This is a genomic window from Caballeronia sp. NK8 (genome assembly GCF_018408855.1).
Taxonomy (GTDB): Bacteria; Pseudomonadota; Gammaproteobacteria; order Burkholderiales; family Burkholderiaceae; genus Caballeronia.
In genome coordinates this window covers 1,065,676-1,084,966 of the sequence record NZ_AP024322.1, presented here as the reverse complement: position 1 = coordinate 1,084,966, position 19,291 = coordinate 1,065,676, and the positions used below count along the sequence as shown (strand labels likewise).

Genomic DNA, 19,291 nt, shown 5'->3' with positions numbered 1-19,291 from the left:
GGTTCGTTATCCCCAGCGGGACAATCCATTGCGCCAGGGCGTCTTTTACAGCGAAATGCGGCCCATATAATAGCTCTGTGTTCCAGATTTATCGCTATTCCCTTATTTTCGTATCAGTGACGCGAGGCCACCATGTCCACCAGCCGCAGTATCGAACGCATCATTCCGGCGACCCGCACTGTCGAAGGCGGCGGCTTCGTCCTGCATCGCCCGTTTCCGACTCGTCTTCTGATGGATTTCGATCCCTTCCTTCTGCTCGACGAGATGGGTCCCGCCGACTACGCGCCCGGCGAGGCGAAGGGCGCGCCCGATCACCCGCATCGCGGCTTCGAAACCGTCACGTACATGCTCGAAGGCGAGTTCGGCCATAAGGACTCGGCGGGCCATTCCGGCACGCTGCGCCCCGGCGACGTGCAATGGATGACTGCCGGCGCGGGCGTCGTGCACAGCGAAATGCCGGCGGAGGAATTCACGCGCAACGGCGGCCGCGTGCACGGCCTGCAACTGTGGGTGAACCTGCCGCAGCGCGACAAGATGATCGCGCCGCATTATCAGGAAATCCCGTCGGCGCAGATTCCCGTCGCGACGAGCGAGGACGGCTCGGTCCGCGTGAAGGTCATCGCGGGCGAGGCGCTCGGCGTGAAGGCCGCGATCGAGACGCGCACGCCGATCCTCTATCAGCATTTTTCGTTGCAACCCGGCGCGAAGATCGAACTGGCCGTGCCGCGCGATTACCGCGTGTTCGCGTATCCGCTTTCGGGCACCGCGCTGTACGGTCCGCAAAGCCAGCCGGTGCGCGCGCAGCAGATGGTGATCTTCCGCGACGACAGCGATACGATCGCGCTCGCCGCCGGCGACGAGCCCGTCGAACTTCTGCTGATCGGCGGCGTGCCGCTGAAGGAGCCGGTCGTGCGTTACGGTCCGTTCGTGATGAACACGGAGGACGAGATCCGCCAGGCGGTCGTCGACTATCAGGCGGGTCGCATGGGCGCGATCGCGCACTGAGCGCTCTCACCCACGCACCGGAGCGGAATCGGCGAAACGGTGCGGCATGAACGGACACATTGCGTCACAATGACCGTTCTTGCCGCACCGTTTTCGTCATTCCTGCAGTCCAAACAGAACAAGGAGCAACGCATGGCCGGACCTTCCGTGACCGCCACGATCGGCGACATCGACTTTCAAGTCCGTCTCGGCGACGGCACACATTCGTGGCTCGCCGACGAACCGGCAAGCCTCGGTGGCGGCGACACCGGACCGGAACCGGCGTCGCTGCTGCTCGCGAGCCTCGGCGCATGCACGTCCATCACGCTGAAGATGTACGCGAAGCGCAAGGAATGGCCGCTGGAATCGGTGCATGTCGAGCTGTCGATGAAAAGCGTCGCGCAAGGCACGAACATCGATCGCCGCATCTCGCTCACGGGCGCGCTCTCCGACGAACAGCGGGAACGGCTCTTGCAAATTGCCAACGCGTGCCCGATGCACAAGGTCCTGTCCGGCGCGATTCACATCGAGTCCGGACTCACGCCGCAGTGATGCATTGCGGGCACCACGAACGTCCAAGGAAACGTCGTCTTGAATTTCGAACACCTGATCCAGATCAACGATCCGCTCAACCCGCTCGTCGATTCGCTCACGCGCGACCAGCTATGGGAAGGACTCGTCCTGCGCGCCGAGCAGCCGCAATTGTTCGTACTCGGGCTGGATAGCTGTGACATCCTTTCGCGCGATGGCGAAACGATGGAGCGCGAGCTGCATTACGGCCAGGCCACGGTGCGCGATCGCGTGACGCTCTCACCCGGCGCGAGCGTGCGCTACGACATCCTGCCGACCGCCGAGTACGTCGGCGGCTCGCTCACGATGGCGATCGAGCAGCCCGACGAGCATCAACTCTTCCTGCGCTTCACCTACAGCACGACGCTGCCGGAAAACGATCATCCGACACCCGATGAGCGTCAGACGCAGGAGATCGTGAAGTCGGCGTATCGCGAATCGGATATCGATACCGTGCGGCTGATTCGCCAGTTCGTGCACGGTCGCAAGGACGAAAGTCCGCTGCATTGAACGTTCGACGATGCGGTAGCGAATGTTTCGCTGCCGCATCGAGGCTGGCTATCAAAAGTTGCGTTTCGATCGGAAAGTCTAGTTGCAAATAGGAATGGTTATCATTTACTATAGACCCATCGAATCAACGAACGCACACTTTCCGACATGACCGACACGCTGCGATCCTCCACGCTCAGGCTGCGCCGCCCGGCTGTCCGCGACGCCGCGATCACCCGCCCGAAGGCGACCACCGTTACCACGGTGCACGTCGCCCACGCAGCGGAAAGCAACGGCGAGCGCTCGCTCAAGAGCGACGCGCTGCTGCAGGGACGCAGCCACGTGAGCATCGTGCATAACGGGGAGACCTATCAGTTGCGCGCAACGCGACTGGGCAAGCTGATCCTGACGAAGTAACGCGCGAGAAAGAACACGCAGTACGTACCGGGTATTGTGGGGACCACCTCGCCAAGAGGTGTTTGGCCTTAGCCAGCGAGGACGACTTGCACGCGAGAATTTAGACCCCTTCGTGCAAACACCAGCCAGTCGTCGATAGCAAGCGAAGCCGCTTTTTTTGGTTCCTGCGCTTTTGCGATGTGCCCTGCCCGACAGGCCACGCAATGATGATCGAGCAAACGGCACGCGCTTCTCAGGAAGGCGTGCCGTTTTTGTTTTCCGGCAGACGATCAGACGTTCTCGATACCCAGCGCCGCGATGCCTGCCTTCGCGATCTGCGCATCCTGATCCGACTTCACGCCCGACACGCCCACCGCGCCCACGATATCCGTGCCCACGAAGATCGGCACGCCGCCTTCGAGCATGGCGGTCATCGGCGCGCTCAGGAACGCCGTGCGGCCCTGTTTGATGGTGTCTTCGTAGACCTTGGTCTCGCGGCGGCCGAGCACGGCGGTGCGCGCCTTGCCGGTCGCCATTTCGGCAGTGCTCGCGCCCGCTCCGTCCAGACGATGCAGATGCAGCAGATGCCCGCCATCGTCGACGATCGCAATCGTCACGTTCCAGTTGTGTTCTCTGGCATGCGCCTCGGCGGCGACGGCCATGGCCTTGACGTCTTCGTCGGTCAATACGGGTTTGGTTCTCACTTCTCGCTCTCGTTGCCGTGCGACACGGCGTGGACGGTTTATCGGCTGAAGCCCCAGAACATCAGGTACCACGCGCTGTCCGCGACGGCCAGCGCAGCGACAAACCATACCATCGTGAGCACGCGCGGAACAAGGGTGGACGCATAGCGGCTCGTCACGCGCCACGCGAGCCACGCGCTCCAAGCATTCGCGATGAAGAGCAGACCGAGGCGCAGGTCCGTCACCCACCAGAGCGGCACGTGTTCGGCGCGCAGCAGCGATACCGTCGTCGCCGAAAGTCCGAGGAACACGCCGCAGCCCGCGAGCGGAACCAGCGCCAGCGTCAGGTGATGCAGACGCGTCGTTTCGAACTTGCCGAGCATGCGTGCGCCCGCCGCGAGCAGCGCGAGCAGCGCGGTGCCGTACACGAGCCCCGTCGCGACGATGTAGCCGATGACCATCGTGCCGTCGAGCCACGAGAAGACGTCGTTCTGTTCCGGGTAATGCGTGAACAGGAACCACGGCGCGTTGGTGTCGAGCGGCCAGAGAATGTCGTGATCGATCAGCCAGGCCGCGAGATATTGCTTCAGGTCGACGAACCACGTGCTCACGGTCCAGTGGAACGCGCCGATCGCGATGCCGAGCAGGCCGTACAGGATGAGCGCGGTGTCCCACGGGTTCGCGGCCTTGTCGCCAAGCTTGACGACTTCATCCGATGGCGAGCGCCACGTGAGCGCGATCGCATCGCGATGGCCGCTGCAGCGGCCGCACATGTGGCAGTCGGCGGCGCCCTTCATGTTGCGCAACGGGACGAGCGGCGCGCAGTTGATCGGAATCACACGATGACCGTGCTCGCCCTCTTTGTACGAACGGCGCCACGCATCTTCGCTGACCTTGTAGTGAAACGGCGCAAGCCGCGCGAGCAGCGAGAACACGCCGTTCACCGGGCACAGATACTTGCACCACACGCGCTTTTCGCGGCCGTACAGCACGCCGATGATCATCGCGCCCACGGTCGAGCCGCCGAGCACCAGCAGCACGGCCTTCGGATATTGATAGACGCTGACCATCTGGCCATAGATGGTCGTCAATCCGAACGCGACGAACGGCCAGCCGCCCCAGCGCATCCAGCGCGGAATCGCCCAGCCGCGGCCGAACTTGCTCGCGAACTCCGACAGCGCGCCTTCAGGGCACAGCACGCCGCACCATACGCGCCCGAGCATGACCATCGACAGCAGCACGAACGGCCACCAGATGCCCCAGAACACGAACTGCGCGGCGAGCGTGAGATTGCTCCATAGATGCGCGGAGCCATCGGGCAGCGGCATCACAGCGGGAACGACGATCAGAAACGCGTACACGGCAACCACGACCCACTGAATCAAGCGGATCGCGCTGCCGTGACGCTGCATCCAGTGGCCGGCTTGCTGAAGCCGGCCCGGTCTAGGCATTACGGAACTCATGCTGGACGGCTTGCCGCCTTTTGTTTTTGCGCCATCTGGTTTTTCGAATAGCGCATCAGGAGATAGATGACGACCCAGTACACCGCGTACGCAACCAGGTTCATGCCTGCCGGATGCGCGCGATAGCCCGTCAGTGTAGCAACGAGCGAGCCGAAGGTACTCGAATCGTCGAGCAGCCACGACGTGTTCCACACCTGATTGACGATGACCGGCAGCACTTCCATGTCGATCAGCTTGTCGACGCCCGTTTCGAAGAGACCCGCCGCGAGGAACAGCAGCATGATTTCGGTGACGCGGAAGAACGAGCGCCACGAGAAGATCTTGCCGCCGAGTTGCAGCACGTAGAAAGTCAGCAGCGCGAGGCCGAAGCCGAGAATGATCGCGACATACTGCGACACGTCGACGTGCCCCGATTGGCCGAAGCCGACGCCATAGAGGAACACGGCCGTTTCGCTGCCTTCACGCGCGATGGCCAGCGCGACGAGCAGCGCAATGCCCCACCAGTGCCCGTCCTGCGTGTTCTTTTGCAGCGACGACTCCATGTCGCGCTTGAGCGTGCGGCCGTGGCGCTTCATCCACAGCACCATCTGCACGATCAGCACGCACGCGACCAGCACCATCGCGGTCTGGAAGTAGTCCTGCGCGTCGCCCGACAGCACTTCGGTGAAACCGATGAGCGCGGCGCCCAGCGCCACCGCCGCGAGCAGACCGATGACGACACCAGCCCACAAATAAGGCAGGCCGCGGCGCGCCTGATGATCGCCGTTCTTCAGCCACGCGTAGAGAATGCCGACGACGAGCAACGCCTCGACGCTCTCACGCCACACGATGAAAAGTACCTGCCCCATTCCAAACCTCCAGCAATATCCACTTCTATCGGCCGCGCGAGCGTGATGTCGCTGTGCGGCGCGTTGCGTTACTTCGCGACGATCACGCCCTGGGCGCTCTGATGAAAGTCGTCGAAGAACTTGTATTCACCCGGGTCCAGCGGCGCGATCACGACGAACGAATCGGCGCCCGGCGCGAGCACCTTCTCCTTGCGCAGCTGCACGCTTTCGAACTCGGCCGCGCCCTTGCCGATGTTGTGCACTTCGATCTTGATGCGCTGGCCCGCCGGCACTTCGATGCGCGTCGGGTTGAGCTTGCCGTCGTTCATTTCGAGCTTGAACGTGGGCAGATCCGCGGCGTGTGCGATCCCGGAGGCGAACCCGCACAGCGCGATCGCGGCCATCTGGCTTTTCAGTTTCATGCGTACTTCCTGAGAAAGAACGCGCCCGGTCCGGGATGCCGGGCGCTACGGACGATCAGTAGCCGCCCTTCTTGCCGATGCCCGCGAACGGGAAGTCGTACTCGATCGTGAACGGCTTGAACCACGGACCCACGCCCGTTTCCTTGTCGGTGTGACGGCCGAACGCCATGTGACCTTCCTGCGTAGGCGGCGAGATGTGCAGCTTCAGGTGATACTTGCCCGGGCCGAACAGCTTGACGTTGTCGCCGTAGTGCGGGCCGTCGCTCGCGACCATCGGCATCAGGTCGCCCTTGATGCTCTGCGTCGTGCCGACCTTCGTGAGCTCGTACGTCACGTTCAGATACGGCATCCAGTCGCCTTCGGCGAAACCGGTCGGGTTGTTCTTGACCGCGTGGATATCCGCCTCGAGGTGGATGTCCGAATCCGACGCCTTGCGCATCATGCCTTCCGGCGCCATCGTGATCGGCTGGAGGTATACGGCGCCGGTTTCCATGCCGCCCTCGATGTGCTGCTTGCCGATCGGATATTCGGCGGCCGAGGCTGCCATCATCGCCGTGAGACCTGCGGCGGCGACGAGGCCGCGCATCAACGTTGAACCCATCAGAAACTCCTTGTTGTTATCCATTGGCGCGCGTGCCACGCGAGCCTATGCCACTGAAATACCGGACCGGCACGTCAGACGCCCGGAAAGCAAGCGCCGGCCGGGGCAACACCTCCCCTTGGAATGGCCGGACCACCGGTTGCCAGAGCGGCGTTAGCACAACTCTGTGAACGTTAATACGAACCATTCTCAATGTTCATCAGTTTAGCATCGTTCGACACCCGGAACAATTTGCGCAAGCTTACAAACCTAGGCGCAACAAGGCTTTTCGCGCGATCGGCGCGCCTTGAATAGCGACAAAAAAATGCGGCGAATCCTTCGATTCGCCGCGTTTTTTAAATTAAGCCTTAAAAATCACTTACGTATAGCTTACTTGCCACCGATACCGCTCACGTGATCGCCCACGTTCGCCCCGAATACGCGCTGTCGCAGCAGTGCCAATTGGTCGCGCGTCTGGGCTGCCTTTTCGAATTCGAGATTCTTCGCGTGGTCCATCATCTGCTTTTCGAGCCGCTTGAGTTCCTTCGAGATCTGTTTCTCGGACATGTCCTCGAACTTGGCGCGCGTCTGCGCTTCCTTGAGTTCGGCGCGGGCTTCGTCGGCGTTGTAGACACCATCGATGATGTCCTTGATGCGCTTCTCGACGCCGCGCGGCGTGATGCCCATCTTCTCGTTGTGCGCGATCTGCTTGGCGCGCCGCCGTTCGGTTTCGCCGATGGCGCGCTTCATCGAGTCGGTCATGTTGTCGGCGTAGAGAATCGCCTTGCCGTTCACGTTGCGCGCCGCGCGGCCGATGGTCTGGATCAGCGAGCGTTCCGCGCGCAGGAAACCTTCCTTGTCGGCGTCGAGAATCGCGACGAGCGACACTTCCGGAATATCGAGACCCTCGCGCAGCAGGTTGATGCCGACCAGCACGTCGAAGGTGCCGAGCCGCAGGTCGCGGATGATTTCCACGCGCTCGACCGTGTCGATATCGCTGTGCAGATAGCGCACCTTCACGCCGTGGTCGGCGAGAAACTCGGTCAGTTGCTCAGCCATGCGCTTCGTGAGCACGGTGACGAGCACGCGCTCGTGAACCGCGACGCGCGCGTTGATTTCCGAGAGTACGTCGTCGACCTGCGAACGCGCGGGGCGCACTTCGATGTCCGGATCGACGAGCCCGGTCGGCCGCACGAGCTGTTCGGCCACCTGCCCCGCCTTTTGCTTTTCGTAGTCGGCGGGCGTTGCGGAGACGAAGATCGCCTGACGCATCTTGCGCTCGAACTCGTTGAACTTGAGCGGGCGGTTATCGAGCGCGGACGGCATGCGAAACCCGTAATCGACGAGATTTTCCTTGCGCGCGCGGTCGCCGTTGTACATGCCGTTCAACTGGCCGATCAAAACGTGCGATTCGTCCAGCAACATCAGCGCGTCGGGCGGCAGATAGTCGACGAGCGTCGGCGGCGGCTCGCCGGGCGCCGCGCCCGAGAAATGCCGCGAGTAGTTCTCGATGCCCTTGCAGAAACCGAGTTCCTGCAGCATTTCCAGATCGAAGCGCGTGCGCTGCTCCAGCCGTTGCGCTTCGACGAGCTTGCCCTGGCTGTGGAAAAACTCGAGCCGCTCGCGCAGTTCGAGCTTGATCGTCTCGATCGCGCGCATGACAGTGTCGCGCGGCGTCACGTAGTGCGACGAAGGGTACACGGTGAAGCGCGGAATCTTGTTGCGCACGCGGCCGGTGAGCGGATCGAAGAGCATCATCGATTCGACTTCGTCGTCGAAAAGCTCGACGCGCACCGCCATTTCCGCGTGTTCCGCCGGAAAAATGTCGATGGTGTCGCCGCGCACGCGGAACGAGCCGCGCTGGAAATCGGCTTCGTTGCGCGTGTACTGCATGGCGATCAGGCGCGCGATGACGTCGCGCTGGCCGAGCTTGTCGCCGGTGCGCAGCGTGAGAATCATCCTGTGATATTCGGACGGATTGCCGATACCGTAAATCGCCGAGACCGTCGCGACGATCACCACGTCGCGCCGTTCGAGCAGGCTCTTGGTCGCCGAGAGCCGCATCTGCTCGATGTGCTCGTTGATCGACGAGTCCTTCTCGATGAACAGATCGCGTTGCGGCACGTACGCTTCCGGCTGGTAGTAGTCGTAGTACGAGACGAAGTACTCGACCGCGTTGCGCGGAAAGAACTCGCGGAATTCGGAGTAAAGCTGCGCGGCGAGCGTCTTGTTCGGCGCGAAGACGATCGCCGGGCGGCCCATGCGCGCGATGACATTGGCCATCGTGAAGGTCTTGCCGGAGCCGGTCACGCCGAGCAGCGTCTGGAACGACAGGCCGTCCTCGACGCCCTCGACGAGCGTGGCGATGGCGTCGGGCTGATCGCCGGCGGGCTGATACGGCTGATAAAGCTGGAACGGTGAACCGTCGAACGTGACGAATTTCGATTCGTCCAGTGCGTCGGGCGTTTCGATAAGAGTATCGGACATGAGAACCTGAGTCTTCGCCGGGGCAAACACTCATTCTAGCGGCTGGCGGAAAACACGCTCGGCACCGCCCGAACCGGCGCCTGCATGAAAAACACGCATCTTCGAGGGGCCGCGCCGAAAAAGCCCGCCCGGATTCGCTACAATGTGCGGCTGGGCTCGACGGCTTCGAGCCGTTTGTCGCCGCGCTCTGCGTCTTTCTGCGCGATGTTTTCGAGGCGCATCCGCATCATCCGTTTGCATTCCGCTGCACGTCCTTCCTTCACTGCCGATAGATCATGTCTCTTTTCTCTGCTGTCGAACTCGCTCCCCGCGACCCTATCCTGGGCCTCAACGAAGCCTTCAACGCCGACACGCGCACGACCAAAGTCAATCTGGGCGTCGGTGTGTACACCAACGAGGAAGGCAAGATTCCGCTGCTGCGTGCCGTGCGCGACGCCGAGAAAGCGCGCGTCGACGCCGCTTTGCCGCGCGGCTATCTGCCGATCGACGGCATCGCCGCGTATGACGCCGCCGTGCAGAAGCTGCTGCTCGGCGACGACTCGCCGCTGATCGCCGCAGGCCGCGTCGTGACGGCGCAGGCGCTCGGCGGTACGGGCGCGCTGAAGATCGGCGCGGACTTTTTGAAGCGTCTGAATCCGAACGCCGTCGTCGCGATCAGCGATCCGAGCTGGGAAAACCACCGCGCGCTGTTCGAAAGCGCCGGTTTCGAAGTGGTGAACTATCCGTACTACGAAGCCGCCACGCACGGCGTGAACTTCGACGCCATGCTCACGGCGCTCAACGGCTACGCGCCGGGCACGATCGTCGTGCTGCACGCGTGCTGCCACAACCCGACCGGCGTCGATCTGTCGGACGATCAGTGGAAGCAGATCGTCGAGGTCGTGAAGGCGCGCAACCTCGTGCCGTTCCTCGACATGGCGTATCAGGGCTTCGCGGAAAACATCGACGCCGATTCCGCCGCCGTGCGCCTGTTCGCGGCCGCCGAGCTGAACGTGTTCGTGTCGTCGTCGTTCTCGAAGTCGTTCTCGCTGTACGGCGAGCGCGTCGGCGCGCTGTCGATCATCACGACGGGCAAAGAGGAATCCACGCGCGTGCTGTCGCAGCTCAAGCGCGTGATCCGCACCAGCTACTCGAACCCGCCGACGCATGGCGGCTCGATCGTCGCGGCCGTGCTGGCGTCGCCGGAACTGCGCGCGACCTGGGAGCAGGAGCTGGGCGAAATGCGCGACCGCATCCGCGCGATGCGCAACGGTCTCGTCGAGCGCCTGAAGGCGAACGGCGTCGATCGCGACTTCTCGTTCGTCGACAAGCAGCGCGGCATGTTCTCGTATTCGGGCCTGAGCGCCGCGCAAGTCGACCGCCTGCGCGAAGAGTTCGGCATCTACGCCGTGAGCACCGGCCGCATCTGCGTGGCCGCGCTGAACACGCGCAACCTCGATGTCGTCGCGACTGCTGTCGCAGCCGTGCTGAAGTAACGCGATAAGCCGCTCCGGCAGCTTTCGGAACAAAAATGGCGCCCTTCCCGGGCGCCATTTTTTGTTCTCGGCATAGCCAACAGGCTTTGCGAGTGCGTCAGAGCGTCTTTTGCGCGGGGGCGACAGCGGGCGTCGCGTCGTCGTCCTCGACGAAGCCGAGGGAAATCGCGCGCGCCAGTTCTGCGCTTACATCGGCCACGGCGATCTGCTCGTGACGCACGGCCGCATTGCCGCCTTCGCCCGCGTGCATGCAGAACGCGAGCGCGATCGGAAACAGGATGGCAACTGGCCAGTAGGTCGATATTGTCTTTTTCATTGGACTGCCTTTCGTCGATATGCCGCAGGGAAAAAGATCCACTGACGGACACTTCGAATCTTACGGAATCGTCGCGATCTTAAAAAGACGTTGAAAAGCAAAGGATTGTTGCGCGCGCGACAACAAGCCGTTTTCGCCGACGCGCGTGGGCGATCGCGGTAATCCGACACCTTGCCGTCATAAAGGCTTACAAAGTTGTCGGGGACATCCGCGCGCTGCTGGTGTCTTATTCAGTAATGGTTCGACAGGTACGTTCAAAGTCATGAAATTCGCAGTCGCTGGTCTCTTGCTTGCGTCGTCCGCCGCGCTTCTGGGTGGCTGTGCAGCCTATCCAGGCGCACCGGCCTACGGTGGCGCCTATGGTCCGGGCGTCTACGACGATCCGGGATATGGTTATGGCGGTGGGTACTACGGCGGTCCGCCGGTCGTGCAACCGGGTGTCGTCGTCGGGGGCGGGTATTACGGGGGTGGCTACTATGGCGGTCCCGGCCCGAGTCGCTATTGGGATGACGGCCCCGGCTGGCGGCGTCCTCCTCCGGGAAACTGGAACAACCGGCCGCACAATGGCGATCACGGCGGCCCGCCGCCGCAGGCCGGTGGCGGACGTCCGCCCGGTGGTCCGCCGCCACAGGCGGGCGGCGGTGCGCAACCGTTGCCCAAGGCCGTCGGCGGTCCTCCGATGCGGCCCGCATCCCCACCGCCGGCCAATTCGGGCGGCGGAAATCGCGGCGGTAATAGCGGCAATCCCAGTTACGGCGGCGGGAACAACAAATGGCATACCGGGCCGGTCGGCAACTGAGCCAATCGCCCTGACGTCGAAAGACGAACAAACGGCGCTGGAACGTATGTTCCGGCGCCGTTTTAATTTCCCGACGCTGCGTTCATCCCAGATGTGACCGCTGCGCCTTATAAAGCTCGCGGAACGTACGCCCGACCGGCGCGGGCATGTCGCGTGTGCCGCTCCATCCGGCGGCGAAAGGCAATCGCGAGATCGCTTTCCGGCTGCCGCCCATGCGTTCGAGCACGCGCACCGCGAGCTTGGTGAATAGCGCATACGCCGCCGGGCGCCTGGCAAGATAACCCCACGCCGCGAGCGCGGCGCGTTCGTTCCATGGCCGCAGCCGCCGCTCCATCTGCTTCTCGCGCAACTTGCGCAGCAAATCCGACAACGGAATGCCCACCGGACAGACGCTGTTGCACTCGCCGCACAGCGTCGCGGCTTGCGGCAGATCGAGCGCCTTGTCGATACCGACGTACGCCGGCGTGAGCACCGAGCCCATCGGCCCGGGATACACCCAGCCGTACGCATGGCCGCCGATCTTCTGATACACCGGGCAATGGTTCATGCACGCGCCGCAGCGGATACAGCGCAGCATCTCCTGAAACTCGCCGCCGATCAGCCCGGTCCGCCCGCCATCGACGAGCACGAAATACATATGCTCGGGGCCGTCGGTATCGCCGGGCGCGCGCGGGCCGGTCAACAGCGAAAAGTAGTTCGAGATGGTCTGGCCGGTCGCCGAGCGCGGCAACAGCCGCATCGCGGTCGCGAGATCCTCTAGCGTCGGCAGCACCTTTTCGATGCCCGTCACCGCCACATGCACGCGCGGCATCACCGTGCACATGCCTTCGTTGCCCTCGTTCGTCACGACGGCCACGGACCCCGTCTCCGCGATCAGAAAGTTGCCGCCCGTCACCCCCATGTCCGCCGACATGAAATGCGGACGCAGCACCTCGCGCGCTTCCCGGGTCATCTCGGGAATGTCGGTGAGACGCGGCTTGTTGTGCGTCTTCGCGAAGAGATCGGCGATCTGCTCCTTATCCTTGTGAACGACCGGCGCGATGATGTGACTCGGCGGTTCGTTGTCGTTGATCTGCAGGATGTATTCGCCGAGATCGGTTTCGATCGACTGCACGCCCATCTCACCGAGCACGCGATTCAACTGCATCTCTTCCGAGACCATCGACTTGGTCTTGATGACCTTCTTCACGTCGTGCTTGCGGGCGATGTCCGCGACGAGCTTCGCCGCATCCTGCGTCGTTTCCGCGTACAGCACCGTGGCGCCGCGCCGGGTCGCCTCGCGCTCGAAGGTTTCAAGCCACACGTCGAGATTCTCGAGCGCGCGGTCGCGGCGCTCTTTCAGCGCGGCGCGCGTCGCTTCGAAGTCGATTTCGCGCACCGCGCTCGCCCGCGCGCTGACGAACTTGGTCGAGAGCTTCGTGAGATTCTGCTGCAGGCGCTCATCGGCGAGCTTGCTGGCGGCGCGCGCCTTGAAGTGCATCGTCTGGACTTGCATGTGGGATCTCTCTTTTCCGATGCGCTCAGGCGCGGCCTTGCGCGTCGCCCGCGAGTACCTGCGCGATGTGCAGCACGCGCGTCGACGTATCGCCGGTGCGGCGCAGGCGCCCTTCGATGTTCAGCATGCAGCCGAGATCGCCGAGCACGACGGCATCCGCCCCGCTCGCGCGGATATTCGCGCATTTTTCATCGACGATCGCCGTCGAGATGTCGCCATACTTCACCGCGAACGTGCCGCCGAAGCCGCAGCAGTGCTCGCAGCCGCTCATCTCGGTGACCGGCACGCCCGCCTGCGCGAGCAGTTCGCGCGGCTGCGACTTGACGCCGAGCTCACGCAGGCCCGAGCAGGAATCGTGATAGGTCACCATGCCGTCGAACGCACCCGGCTCCATGCGCGCCTTCGCGACGGTCACGAGAAAATCGGTCAGCTCGAATACGCGCGGCTGCAGGCGCGCGTAGCGGCTCATCAGTTGCGGATCGTCGCGAAACAGATCGCCGTAATGCGCGCGGATCATGCCGCCGCAGGAACCCGACGGCACGACCACGTAATCGAACTGTTCGAACTCGCCCAGCGTCTTTTCAGCGAGATCGCGGGCGAGCGGCCGGTCGCCCGAGTTATACGCAGGCTGGCCGCAACAGGTCTGCGAGGGCGGAACGATGACTTCGAACCCTGCCCGCTCGATCAGCTTGATGACCGAGAAGCCGATCTCCGGGCGCATCATGTCGATGAGACACGTGACGAATAGTCCGACTCGCATGGGGGCGTTTCCTGTTTTGTAGAAGTGATGTGAACGCACGGCGATTATCCGCGAAAAGTCAGGCCCGGCGGCGCTCGCAGCCCTCCGCACGCGAGAACGGCGCGATCTCTGTTCGTTAGCAGCGTTCTTTTTTTCACATTATGAGATACAATTGCCATTCCGCTGTTTGACGCATCAACCGATTTTTCACGATGAGCGATACGAACCCGGAATCCAAGACTTCCATTCAAGTGATCGAGCGCATGATGCGTCTTCTCGACGCACTCGCCGGTCACACTGATCCCGTCAGCCTGAAAGAGCTCTCCCAGAGCACCGATCTGCACCCGTCCACCGCGCACCGCATCCTCAACGACATGGTGTTGTGCCGGCTCGTCGACCGTTCGGACCCTGGCACTTATCGGCTCGGCATGCGTTTGCTGGAACTCGGCAACCTGGTGAAAGCGCGTCTTTCGGTGCGCGAAGCCGCGATGCCGCCGATGCGAGAACTGCATCGCCAGACTGGCCAGACCGTGAATCTGTCCGTGCGCCAGGGCGATGAGATCGTCTATATCGAGCGCGCGTATTCGGAGCGTTCCGGCATGCAGGTCGTACGCGCGATCGGCGGCCGTGCGCCTCTGCATCTGACCTCGGTCGGCAAGCTCTTTCTCGCCGCCGACGAAGCCACGCGCGTGCGCGCCTACGCGATGCGTACCGGCCTCTCCGGCCACACGCAAAACAGCATCACCGATCTCACCAAACTCGAGCGCGAGTTGTCCCTCGTGCGCCAGCAAGCCTGCGCGCGCGACAACGAGGAACTCGAACTGGGCGTGCGCTGCATCGCAGCAGGCATTTACGACGATACCGGACGACTGGTCGCCGGCCTGTCGCTATCCGCGCCCGCCGACCGCCTTCAGGACGCGTGGCTCAAGCAACTGAGCCACACGGCGCTCGAAATCTCGCAATCGCTCGGCTATCACCCGGAACAGGCGGTGCCCGAGACGCCGCCGGCACACCACGCGCATCGCTGAAACCGCGCGCCAATGAAAAACGGGATTCGTCTTTCGACGAATCCCGTTTGCTTTTGAGCGACCGCTCGAGCGCGGCTTACGGATTGGCGCCGCTGCCCATGTCCGCGCTCATGATGTGCGGCTCGCCGAGCGTATCGAGAAACGAGCGCAGGCGGCCTGCATCGGCGAAACGCGAGTACTTGCCGTAGGAGTCGAGCAGCACCATCACAACGGGACGGCCGTTCACGTTCGCCTGCATCACGAGGCATTCGCCCGCTTCGTTGATGAAACCGGTCTTCTGCAAGCCGATATCCCACGACGCGTTACGGATCAGCGCATTCGTGCTGTTGTAGGCGAGATTGCGCTTGCCGGTAAAAACGTCGTAACTGCGGTCGGTCGAGAACTTGCGGATCATCGGATACTGATACGCCGCGTTGACCATCTTCACGAGATCACGCGCGCTCGACACGTTCTGGCTCGTCAGGCCCGTCGAGTTCTCGAAGTGCGTGTCGGTCATGCCGAGCGATTTGGCCTTCGCGTTCATCGCGGCGATGAACGCCGGACGGCCACCCGGGTAATAACGCGACAACGCCGCCGCCGCGCGATTCTCGGATGCCATCAGCGCGATATGCAGCATGTCCTCGCGATTCAGCACCGAGCCGACCGCCAGGCGCGAACCGGTGAACTTCTCGTAATCGCGGTCTTCGTCCGTGACGCTCAGGTCTTCGGTGAGCGGCATGTGCGAGTCGAGCACGACCATCGCGGTCATCAGCTTGGTGATCGAGGCGATCGGCACGACGGCGCGCGAGTTCTTGTCGAAGAGCGTCTCAGACGTGTTCTGGTCCACCACATAGGCGACGCTCGAGCGCAGCGCGAGACTGTCGGGCGTGTCGTGCAGGCCGAACGCCTGACCGACCGACGTCGCACGCGGCTGATACGCCACCGCATGCACCGCGCCGCGGCGCGCGTGCGGTTCCATGCGATACGAGACGCGGCGCTTGCGCGATGCACGGGGCGCATCGTCGTCGTCATCGGCAGCGGCGACCTTCGCGGCCTTCGCCGGCTTGGGAGCCTTCAGGGAGGTTTTCGCGGCACGCGCCGGCTTTTCGGCTGTGGCGGCGGGTTTCTTTGCAGTCTTGGTTACGGTGGCGGTCTTTGCGAGGGCTTCAGCCGGAGCCGCTGCGAAGGACGTCGCTACGACGATGGAGACAGCGATGGACAATGCCGAGCGCATTGCCACGCCATGCACCATCTTCAGCGACGAAAACATTTCGGTTTTCATTGGTGTTCTGTTGGGCGGCTGGAGAGTACCGCCAAGTGTAGTGAAGCTACTAAATTTAAGCAATATTAAGCACTTATCGGCACTCGTTAATCCGAGTTGTAAGCCGCGATTGCATATTGCCGATCAACAGCGCGCCTCGATCGGAAAAAACGATCGTGCCGGCGGAAACAGTGCTGCCCAAAGCGCGCTTTCTACACAACGACCAACGCACTATCGGCAAAACTTTCCACGACTTTAGGCAAATGCGTGAAGCGGACCGGACAAAACGCAGACTTTCGAATCGAGGGACGTGAGCACCCGGATGCCACGAGTCATCGCACGGGAAATCGGACAGCCGAAATGTTAACGTTTCTTCAACAATTTGGTGTACGGCGACATCCTAAAAATAGGACGAACTTGAGAAACATCTTGTTTTGCGCCGCGTCAGACCGTGATTTACGCGCGCGGACGCAACATCAAACTTTCACGCGCTCGTGGTCTTATGAGGTCTCGCATACTCGCCGCGGCGCGCTGAGAGCCCTGCCCCGCCAAGGTGCATAGGGTTTTCACGGAGCCCTTGTCAGCAGGAATTATCGACAAGTAAGCTCTTGTTTAACAAGCCTTTTCCGCCTTTTGTGCGGCGCACAAAAAGTGCTTGACATCCATCGGAATATCTCTAAAATGAGCTTCATGTTGCGACGCACCAATCGCAGTTGCACTTAGCCGGCCAGGTTCATCGCGCCGGATCTACCCAAACCACGACCCGCGTTTGATGGGTCGGCCATCAGGAGCCTGAGATGACGCTGTTGACCCCCGAGCAAATCGCCGCTGCACAGAAAGCCAATTTCGACACGCTGTTCGGTCTGACGAACAAGGCGTTCGAAGGCGTCGAGAAGCTGGTCGAACTGAACCTGCAAGTCGTGAAGTCGACGCTGGCCGAAAGCCAGGAAAACGCACAGCGCGCGCTGTCGGTGAAGGACGCGCAAGAACTGCTCGCGCTGCAAGCCAGCCTGACGCAGCCGGTCGCTGAAAAGGTGCTGTCGTATGGCCGTCACCTGTATGAAATCGCGTCGGCCACGCAAGCTGAATTCGCCCGCGTCGCGGAAGCGCAGTACGAAGAACAGAACCGCAAGGTGCAAACGCTCGTCGACAACGTCGCGAAGAACGCACCGGCCGGCTCGGAAACCGCTGTCGCCGTGATCAAGTCGGCCATCACCGCCGCCAACACGACGTACGAAACGGTTCACAAGGCAACGAAGCAAGCTGTCGAAATCGCTGAAAGCAACTTCAACGCCGCCGCCACGGCTGCGACGAAGGCTGCTACGCAAGCGACCGAACAAGCTTCGCGCGTCGCCAAGAAGTCGGTTGCGTAAGTTTGACGGCCGGGCCCTGCCCGGTCGAGCGCAGCACGCATCGAGAAGAACCCGGCCCTTGCGCCGGGTTTTTTTTCGTCCGTCTTTTGCGCTACGCATAAAGAAAAGGCGCGCTCCGGTGAAGGAGCGCGCCCTGGCACTTTCTTGAAGCGCGGAGCTTACTTCTTGCGCTGCGGCGGCAAGTCCGTGCACACGCCCTCGTACAACTCGGCAGCCATGCCGACCGATTCGCCGAGCGTCGGGTGCGGGTGGATCGTCTTGCCGATGTCGGTCGCATCCGCGCCCATCTCGATCGCGAGACACACTTCGCTGATCAGATCGCCCGCATTCAGACCGACGATGCCGCCGCCGATCACGCGATGCGTCGTTTCATCGAAGATGAGCTTGGTGAAGCCTTCATCGCGGCCATTGGCGATCGCGCGGCCCGATGCGGCCCACGGGAACACCGCCTTGCCGAACTTGATGCCTTCGGCCTTGCACTGTTCTTCCGTCTTGCCGGCCCACGCCACTTCCGGATCGGTGTAAGCCACCGAAGGAATCTGCAGCGCATCGAAATACGCCTTCTCGCCGTGCGCCGCTTCCGCCGCGACGTGGCCTTCATGCACCGCCTTGTGCGCGAGCATCGGCTGGCCGACGAGATCGCCGATCGCGAAGATGTGCGGCACGTTGGTACGCATCTGCTTGTCGACGTCGATGAAGCCGCGATCCGTCACCGCCACGCCCGCCTTGTCCGCGCCGATCTTGCCGCCGTTCGGGCTACGGCCGACCGCGAGCAGCACGAGGTCGTAACGTTGCGGTTCGCTCGGCGCCTTCTCGCCTTCGAAGGTCACGTAGATGCCGTCTTCCCTGGCCTCGGCCTTGGTCGTCTTGGTCTTGAGCATCAGGTTCGTGAAGCGCTTGGCGTTGAACTTCTCCCAGACTTTCACGAGATCGCGGTCCGCGCCGGCCATCAGGCCGTCGAGCATTTCGACGACATCGATGTCCGCGCCGAGCGTCGAATACACCGTCGCCATTTCCAGGCCGATGATGCCGCCGCCCACCACGAGCATGCGCTTCGGAAGCTGACGCAGTTCGAGCGCGCCGGTCGAATCGACAACACGCGGATCGTCCGGGAAGAACGGCAGCTTCACCGCCTGCGAACCGGCCGCGATGATCGCCTGCTTGAACTTCACGACCTTCTTGCCGTCCGGACCGTTCACTTCCATGTGATACGGATCGACGAAATTGCCGACGCCCGTCACGACCTGAACCTTGCGCGCCTTCGCCATGCCCGCGAGACCGCCGGTCAGCTTCTTGACGACGCCTTCCTTGAAGCCGCGCAGCTTGTCGAGATCGACCTTCGGCTCGCCGAAGCTGATGCCGTGCGCCGCGAGTTCCGCCGCTTCGTCGATGACGAGCGCGGTGTGCAGCAACGCCTTCGACGGGATGCAGCCGACGTTCAGACACACGCCGCCCAGCGTCGAATAGCGCTCGACCAGCACGGTCTTCATGCCGAGGTCGGCGGAGCGGAACGCCGCCGAATAGCCGCCGGGACCCGCGCCGAGCACGAGCATGTCGCATTCGACATCGGCCGAACCGGAATAGCTGCCGGCCTGAGGTGCAGGCGTGGGTGCGGCGGCAGGTGCCGGCGCCGCTTTTTGAGGCGCCGCCGCGGGAGCCGCCGCGCCGCCTTCGAGCGTCAGAACCAGCGTGCCTTCCGACACGTTGTCGCCGACCTTCACCTTCACTTCCTTCACCGTGCCCGCAGCAGGCGAAGGCACGTCCATCGTGGCCTTATCGGATTCGAGCGTGATGAGCGACTGCTCCTTCTCGACCGTATCGCCCGGTTTCACGTGCACTTCGATGACCGGAATGTCCTTGAAGTCGCCGATGTCCGGCACCTTCACGTCCTGCACGCCGCCACCGGCCGCAGCCTGCGCGGGCGC

19 protein-coding genes are annotated in these 19,291 nt (G+C 62.7%); 8 read left to right on the top strand and 11 right to left on the bottom strand.

The genetic code is table 11. The features are described 5' to 3' along the window. Positions 1–132 precede the first annotated feature (132 nt). From NK8_RS05060 to hemP, 4 genes are all read left to right on the top strand, one after another. The gene (locus NK8_RS05060) at positions 133–1,005 is read left to right on the top strand and encodes a pirin family protein (RefSeq protein WP_213227831.1); all 873 of its coding nucleotides are present in this window, start codon (positions 133–135) and stop codon (positions 1,003–1,005) included. A 132-nt stretch (positions 1,006–1,137) separates the two neighbouring features. After that, complete coding sequence (locus tag NK8_RS05055; RefSeq protein WP_213227829.1) at positions 1,138–1,536, top strand: OsmC family protein; 399 nt, start codon at positions 1,138–1,140, stop codon at positions 1,534–1,536. Between the two features lie 39 nt (positions 1,537–1,575). After that, positions 1,576–2,064, top strand: a complete 489-nt coding sequence (locus NK8_RS05050) for an SRPBCC family protein (protein WP_162065348.1) — start codon at positions 1,576–1,578, stop codon at positions 2,062–2,064. A 147-nt stretch (positions 2,065–2,211) separates the two neighbouring features. After that, entirely contained in the window at positions 2,212–2,460 is a 249-nt protein-coding gene (gene hemP / locus NK8_RS05045; RefSeq protein WP_162065347.1) for a hemin uptake protein HemP, read from the top strand. Between the two features lie 269 nt (positions 2,461–2,729). Here hemP and NK8_RS05040 read toward each other — a convergent pair whose 3' ends face one another. From NK8_RS05040 to uvrB, 6 genes are all read right to left on the bottom strand, one after another. Further along, positions 2,730–3,143, bottom strand: a complete 414-nt coding sequence (locus tag NK8_RS05040; protein WP_213227827.1) for a heme-binding protein — start codon at positions 3,141–3,143, stop codon at positions 2,730–2,732. A gap of 38 nt (positions 3,144–3,181) precedes the next feature. After that, on the bottom strand, positions 3,182–4,585 hold the full coding sequence (locus NK8_RS05035; RefSeq protein ID WP_213227825.1) for a 4Fe-4S binding protein: 1,404 nt from the start codon (positions 4,583–4,585) through the stop codon (positions 3,182–3,184). Next, on the bottom strand, positions 4,582–5,433 hold the full coding sequence (locus NK8_RS05030) for an FTR1 family protein (RefSeq protein WP_213227823.1): 852 nt from the start codon (positions 5,431–5,433) through the stop codon (positions 4,582–4,584). The genes NK8_RS05035 and NK8_RS05030 overlap by 4 nt, the downstream gene beginning before the upstream one ends. 68 nt (positions 5,434–5,501) lie before the next feature. After that, positions 5,502–5,816, bottom strand: coding sequence for a cupredoxin domain-containing protein (locus tag NK8_RS05025; protein ID WP_225936238.1), 315 nt, complete (start codon positions 5,814–5,816; stop codon positions 5,502–5,504). 73 nt (positions 5,817–5,889) lie between these two features. After that, entirely contained in the window at positions 5,890–6,438 is a 549-nt protein-coding gene (locus tag NK8_RS05020; protein ID WP_096031983.1) for an iron transporter, read from the bottom strand. A gap of 366 nt (positions 6,439–6,804) precedes the next feature. Beyond that, a complete protein-coding gene (uvrB, locus tag NK8_RS05015) occupies positions 6,805–8,901 on the bottom strand; it encodes an excinuclease ABC subunit UvrB (protein ID WP_213227821.1) in 2,097 nt (698 codons plus the stop codon). A 275-nt stretch (positions 8,902–9,176) separates the two neighbouring features. Here uvrB and NK8_RS05010 point away from each other — a divergent pair, with 275 nt between their 5' ends. Then, positions 9,177–10,376 carry an amino acid aminotransferase gene (locus NK8_RS05010; RefSeq protein WP_213227818.1) on the top strand — a complete coding sequence of 400 codons (1,200 nt, stop codon included), beginning with the start codon at positions 9,177–9,179 and terminating at the stop codon, positions 10,374–10,376. A gap of 97 nt (positions 10,377–10,473) precedes the next feature. Here the strand turns inward: NK8_RS05010 and NK8_RS05005 are convergent, their stop codons facing one another. Beyond that, positions 10,474–10,692 carry a hypothetical protein gene (locus NK8_RS05005; RefSeq protein ID WP_162065341.1) on the bottom strand — a complete coding sequence of 73 codons (219 nt, stop codon included), beginning with the start codon at positions 10,690–10,692 and terminating at the stop codon, positions 10,474–10,476. 262 nt (positions 10,693–10,954) lie between these two features. Here NK8_RS05005 and NK8_RS05000 point away from each other — a divergent pair, with 262 nt between their 5' ends. Continuing rightward, the gene (locus NK8_RS05000) at positions 10,955–11,491 is read left to right on the top strand and encodes a hypothetical protein (RefSeq protein WP_162065340.1); all 537 of its coding nucleotides are present in this window, start codon (positions 10,955–10,957) and stop codon (positions 11,489–11,491) included. Between the two features lie 82 nt (positions 11,492–11,573). Here the strand turns inward: NK8_RS05000 and NK8_RS04995 are convergent, their stop codons facing one another. Then, positions 11,574–12,986: a LutB/LldF family L-lactate oxidation iron-sulfur protein gene (locus NK8_RS04995; RefSeq protein ID WP_213227816.1), complete on the bottom strand. Its 1,413-nt coding sequence runs from the start codon at positions 12,984–12,986 to the stop codon at positions 11,574–11,576. 25 nt (positions 12,987–13,011) lie between these two features. After that, entirely contained in the window at positions 13,012–13,746 is a 735-nt protein-coding gene (locus NK8_RS04990) for a (Fe-S)-binding protein (protein WP_162065338.1), read from the bottom strand. 191 nt (positions 13,747–13,937) lie between these two features. Between NK8_RS04990 and NK8_RS04985 the strand changes: the two genes are divergently transcribed. After that, positions 13,938–14,753 carry an IclR family transcriptional regulator gene (locus tag NK8_RS04985; RefSeq protein ID WP_213227814.1) on the top strand — a complete coding sequence of 272 codons (816 nt, stop codon included), beginning with the start codon at positions 13,938–13,940 and terminating at the stop codon, positions 14,751–14,753. A gap of 76 nt (positions 14,754–14,829) precedes the next feature. Here NK8_RS04985 and pbpG read toward each other — a convergent pair whose 3' ends face one another. Then, positions 14,830–16,014, bottom strand: coding sequence for a D-alanyl-D-alanine endopeptidase (gene pbpG, locus NK8_RS04980; protein ID WP_213227812.1), 1,185 nt, complete (start codon positions 16,012–16,014; stop codon positions 14,830–14,832). A 776-nt stretch (positions 16,015–16,790) separates the two neighbouring features. On the opposite strand from pbpG, the gene NK8_RS04975 reads away from it, so the two are divergent. Next, the gene (locus tag NK8_RS04975) at positions 16,791–17,366 is read left to right on the top strand and encodes a phasin family protein (RefSeq protein WP_061175859.1); all 576 of its coding nucleotides are present in this window, start codon (positions 16,791–16,793) and stop codon (positions 17,364–17,366) included. Positions 17,367–17,524: 158 nt separating this feature from the next. Here the strand turns inward: NK8_RS04975 and lpdA are convergent, their stop codons facing one another. Beyond that, positions 17,525–19,261 (bottom strand): dihydrolipoyl dehydrogenase, encoded by a 1,737-nt coding sequence (lpdA, locus tag NK8_RS04970; RefSeq protein WP_367657784.1) that lies wholly within the window; start codon positions 19,259–19,261, stop codon positions 17,525–17,527. Between the last annotated feature and the right edge of the window lie 30 nt (positions 19,262–19,291).

Bases quoted from the DNA above. Each gene is read 5' to 3' on its own strand.
- NK8_RS04975 (WP_061175859.1), top strand. From the start codon at position 16,791: ATGACGCTGTTGACCCCCGAGCAAATCGCCGCTGCACAGAAAGCCAAT.
- uvrB (WP_213227821.1), bottom strand. From the start codon at position 8,901: ATGTCCGATACTCTTATCGAAACGCCCGACGCACTGGACGAATCGAAA.
- NK8_RS05055 (WP_213227829.1), top strand. From the start codon at position 1,138: ATGGCCGGACCTTCCGTGACCGCCACGATCGGCGACATCGACTTTCAA.
- NK8_RS04995 (WP_213227816.1), bottom strand. From the start codon at position 12,986: ATGCAAGTCCAGACGATGCACTTCAAGGCGCGCGCCGCCAGCAAGCTC.
- NK8_RS05035 (WP_213227825.1), bottom strand. From the start codon at position 4,585: ATGAGTTCCGTAATGCCTAGACCGGGCCGGCTTCAGCAAGCCGGCCAC.
- pbpG (WP_213227812.1), bottom strand. From the start codon at position 16,014: ATGAAAACCGAAATGTTTTCGTCGCTGAAGATGGTGCATGGCGTGGCA.
- NK8_RS05010 (WP_213227818.1), top strand. From the start codon at position 9,177: ATGTCTCTTTTCTCTGCTGTCGAACTCGCTCCCCGCGACCCTATCCTG.
- NK8_RS05025 (WP_225936238.1), bottom strand. From the start codon at position 5,816: ATGGCCGCGATCGCGCTGTGCGGGTTCGCCTCCGGGATCGCACACGCC.
- NK8_RS05060 (WP_213227831.1), top strand. From the start codon at position 133: ATGTCCACCAGCCGCAGTATCGAACGCATCATTCCGGCGACCCGCACT.
- NK8_RS05005 (WP_162065341.1), bottom strand. From the start codon at position 10,692: ATGAAAAAGACAATATCGACCTACTGGCCAGTTGCCATCCTGTTTCCG.
- NK8_RS05000 (WP_162065340.1), top strand. From the start codon at position 10,955: ATGAAATTCGCAGTCGCTGGTCTCTTGCTTGCGTCGTCCGCCGCGCTT.
- hemP (WP_162065347.1), top strand. From the start codon at position 2,212: ATGACCGACACGCTGCGATCCTCCACGCTCAGGCTGCGCCGCCCGGCT.
- NK8_RS04990 (WP_162065338.1), bottom strand. From the start codon at position 13,746: ATGCGAGTCGGACTATTCGTCACGTGTCTCATCGACATGATGCGCCCG.
- NK8_RS05030 (WP_213227823.1), bottom strand. From the start codon at position 5,433: ATGGGGCAGGTACTTTTCATCGTGTGGCGTGAGAGCGTCGAGGCGTTG.
- NK8_RS04985 (WP_213227814.1), top strand. From the start codon at position 13,938: ATGAGCGATACGAACCCGGAATCCAAGACTTCCATTCAAGTGATCGAG.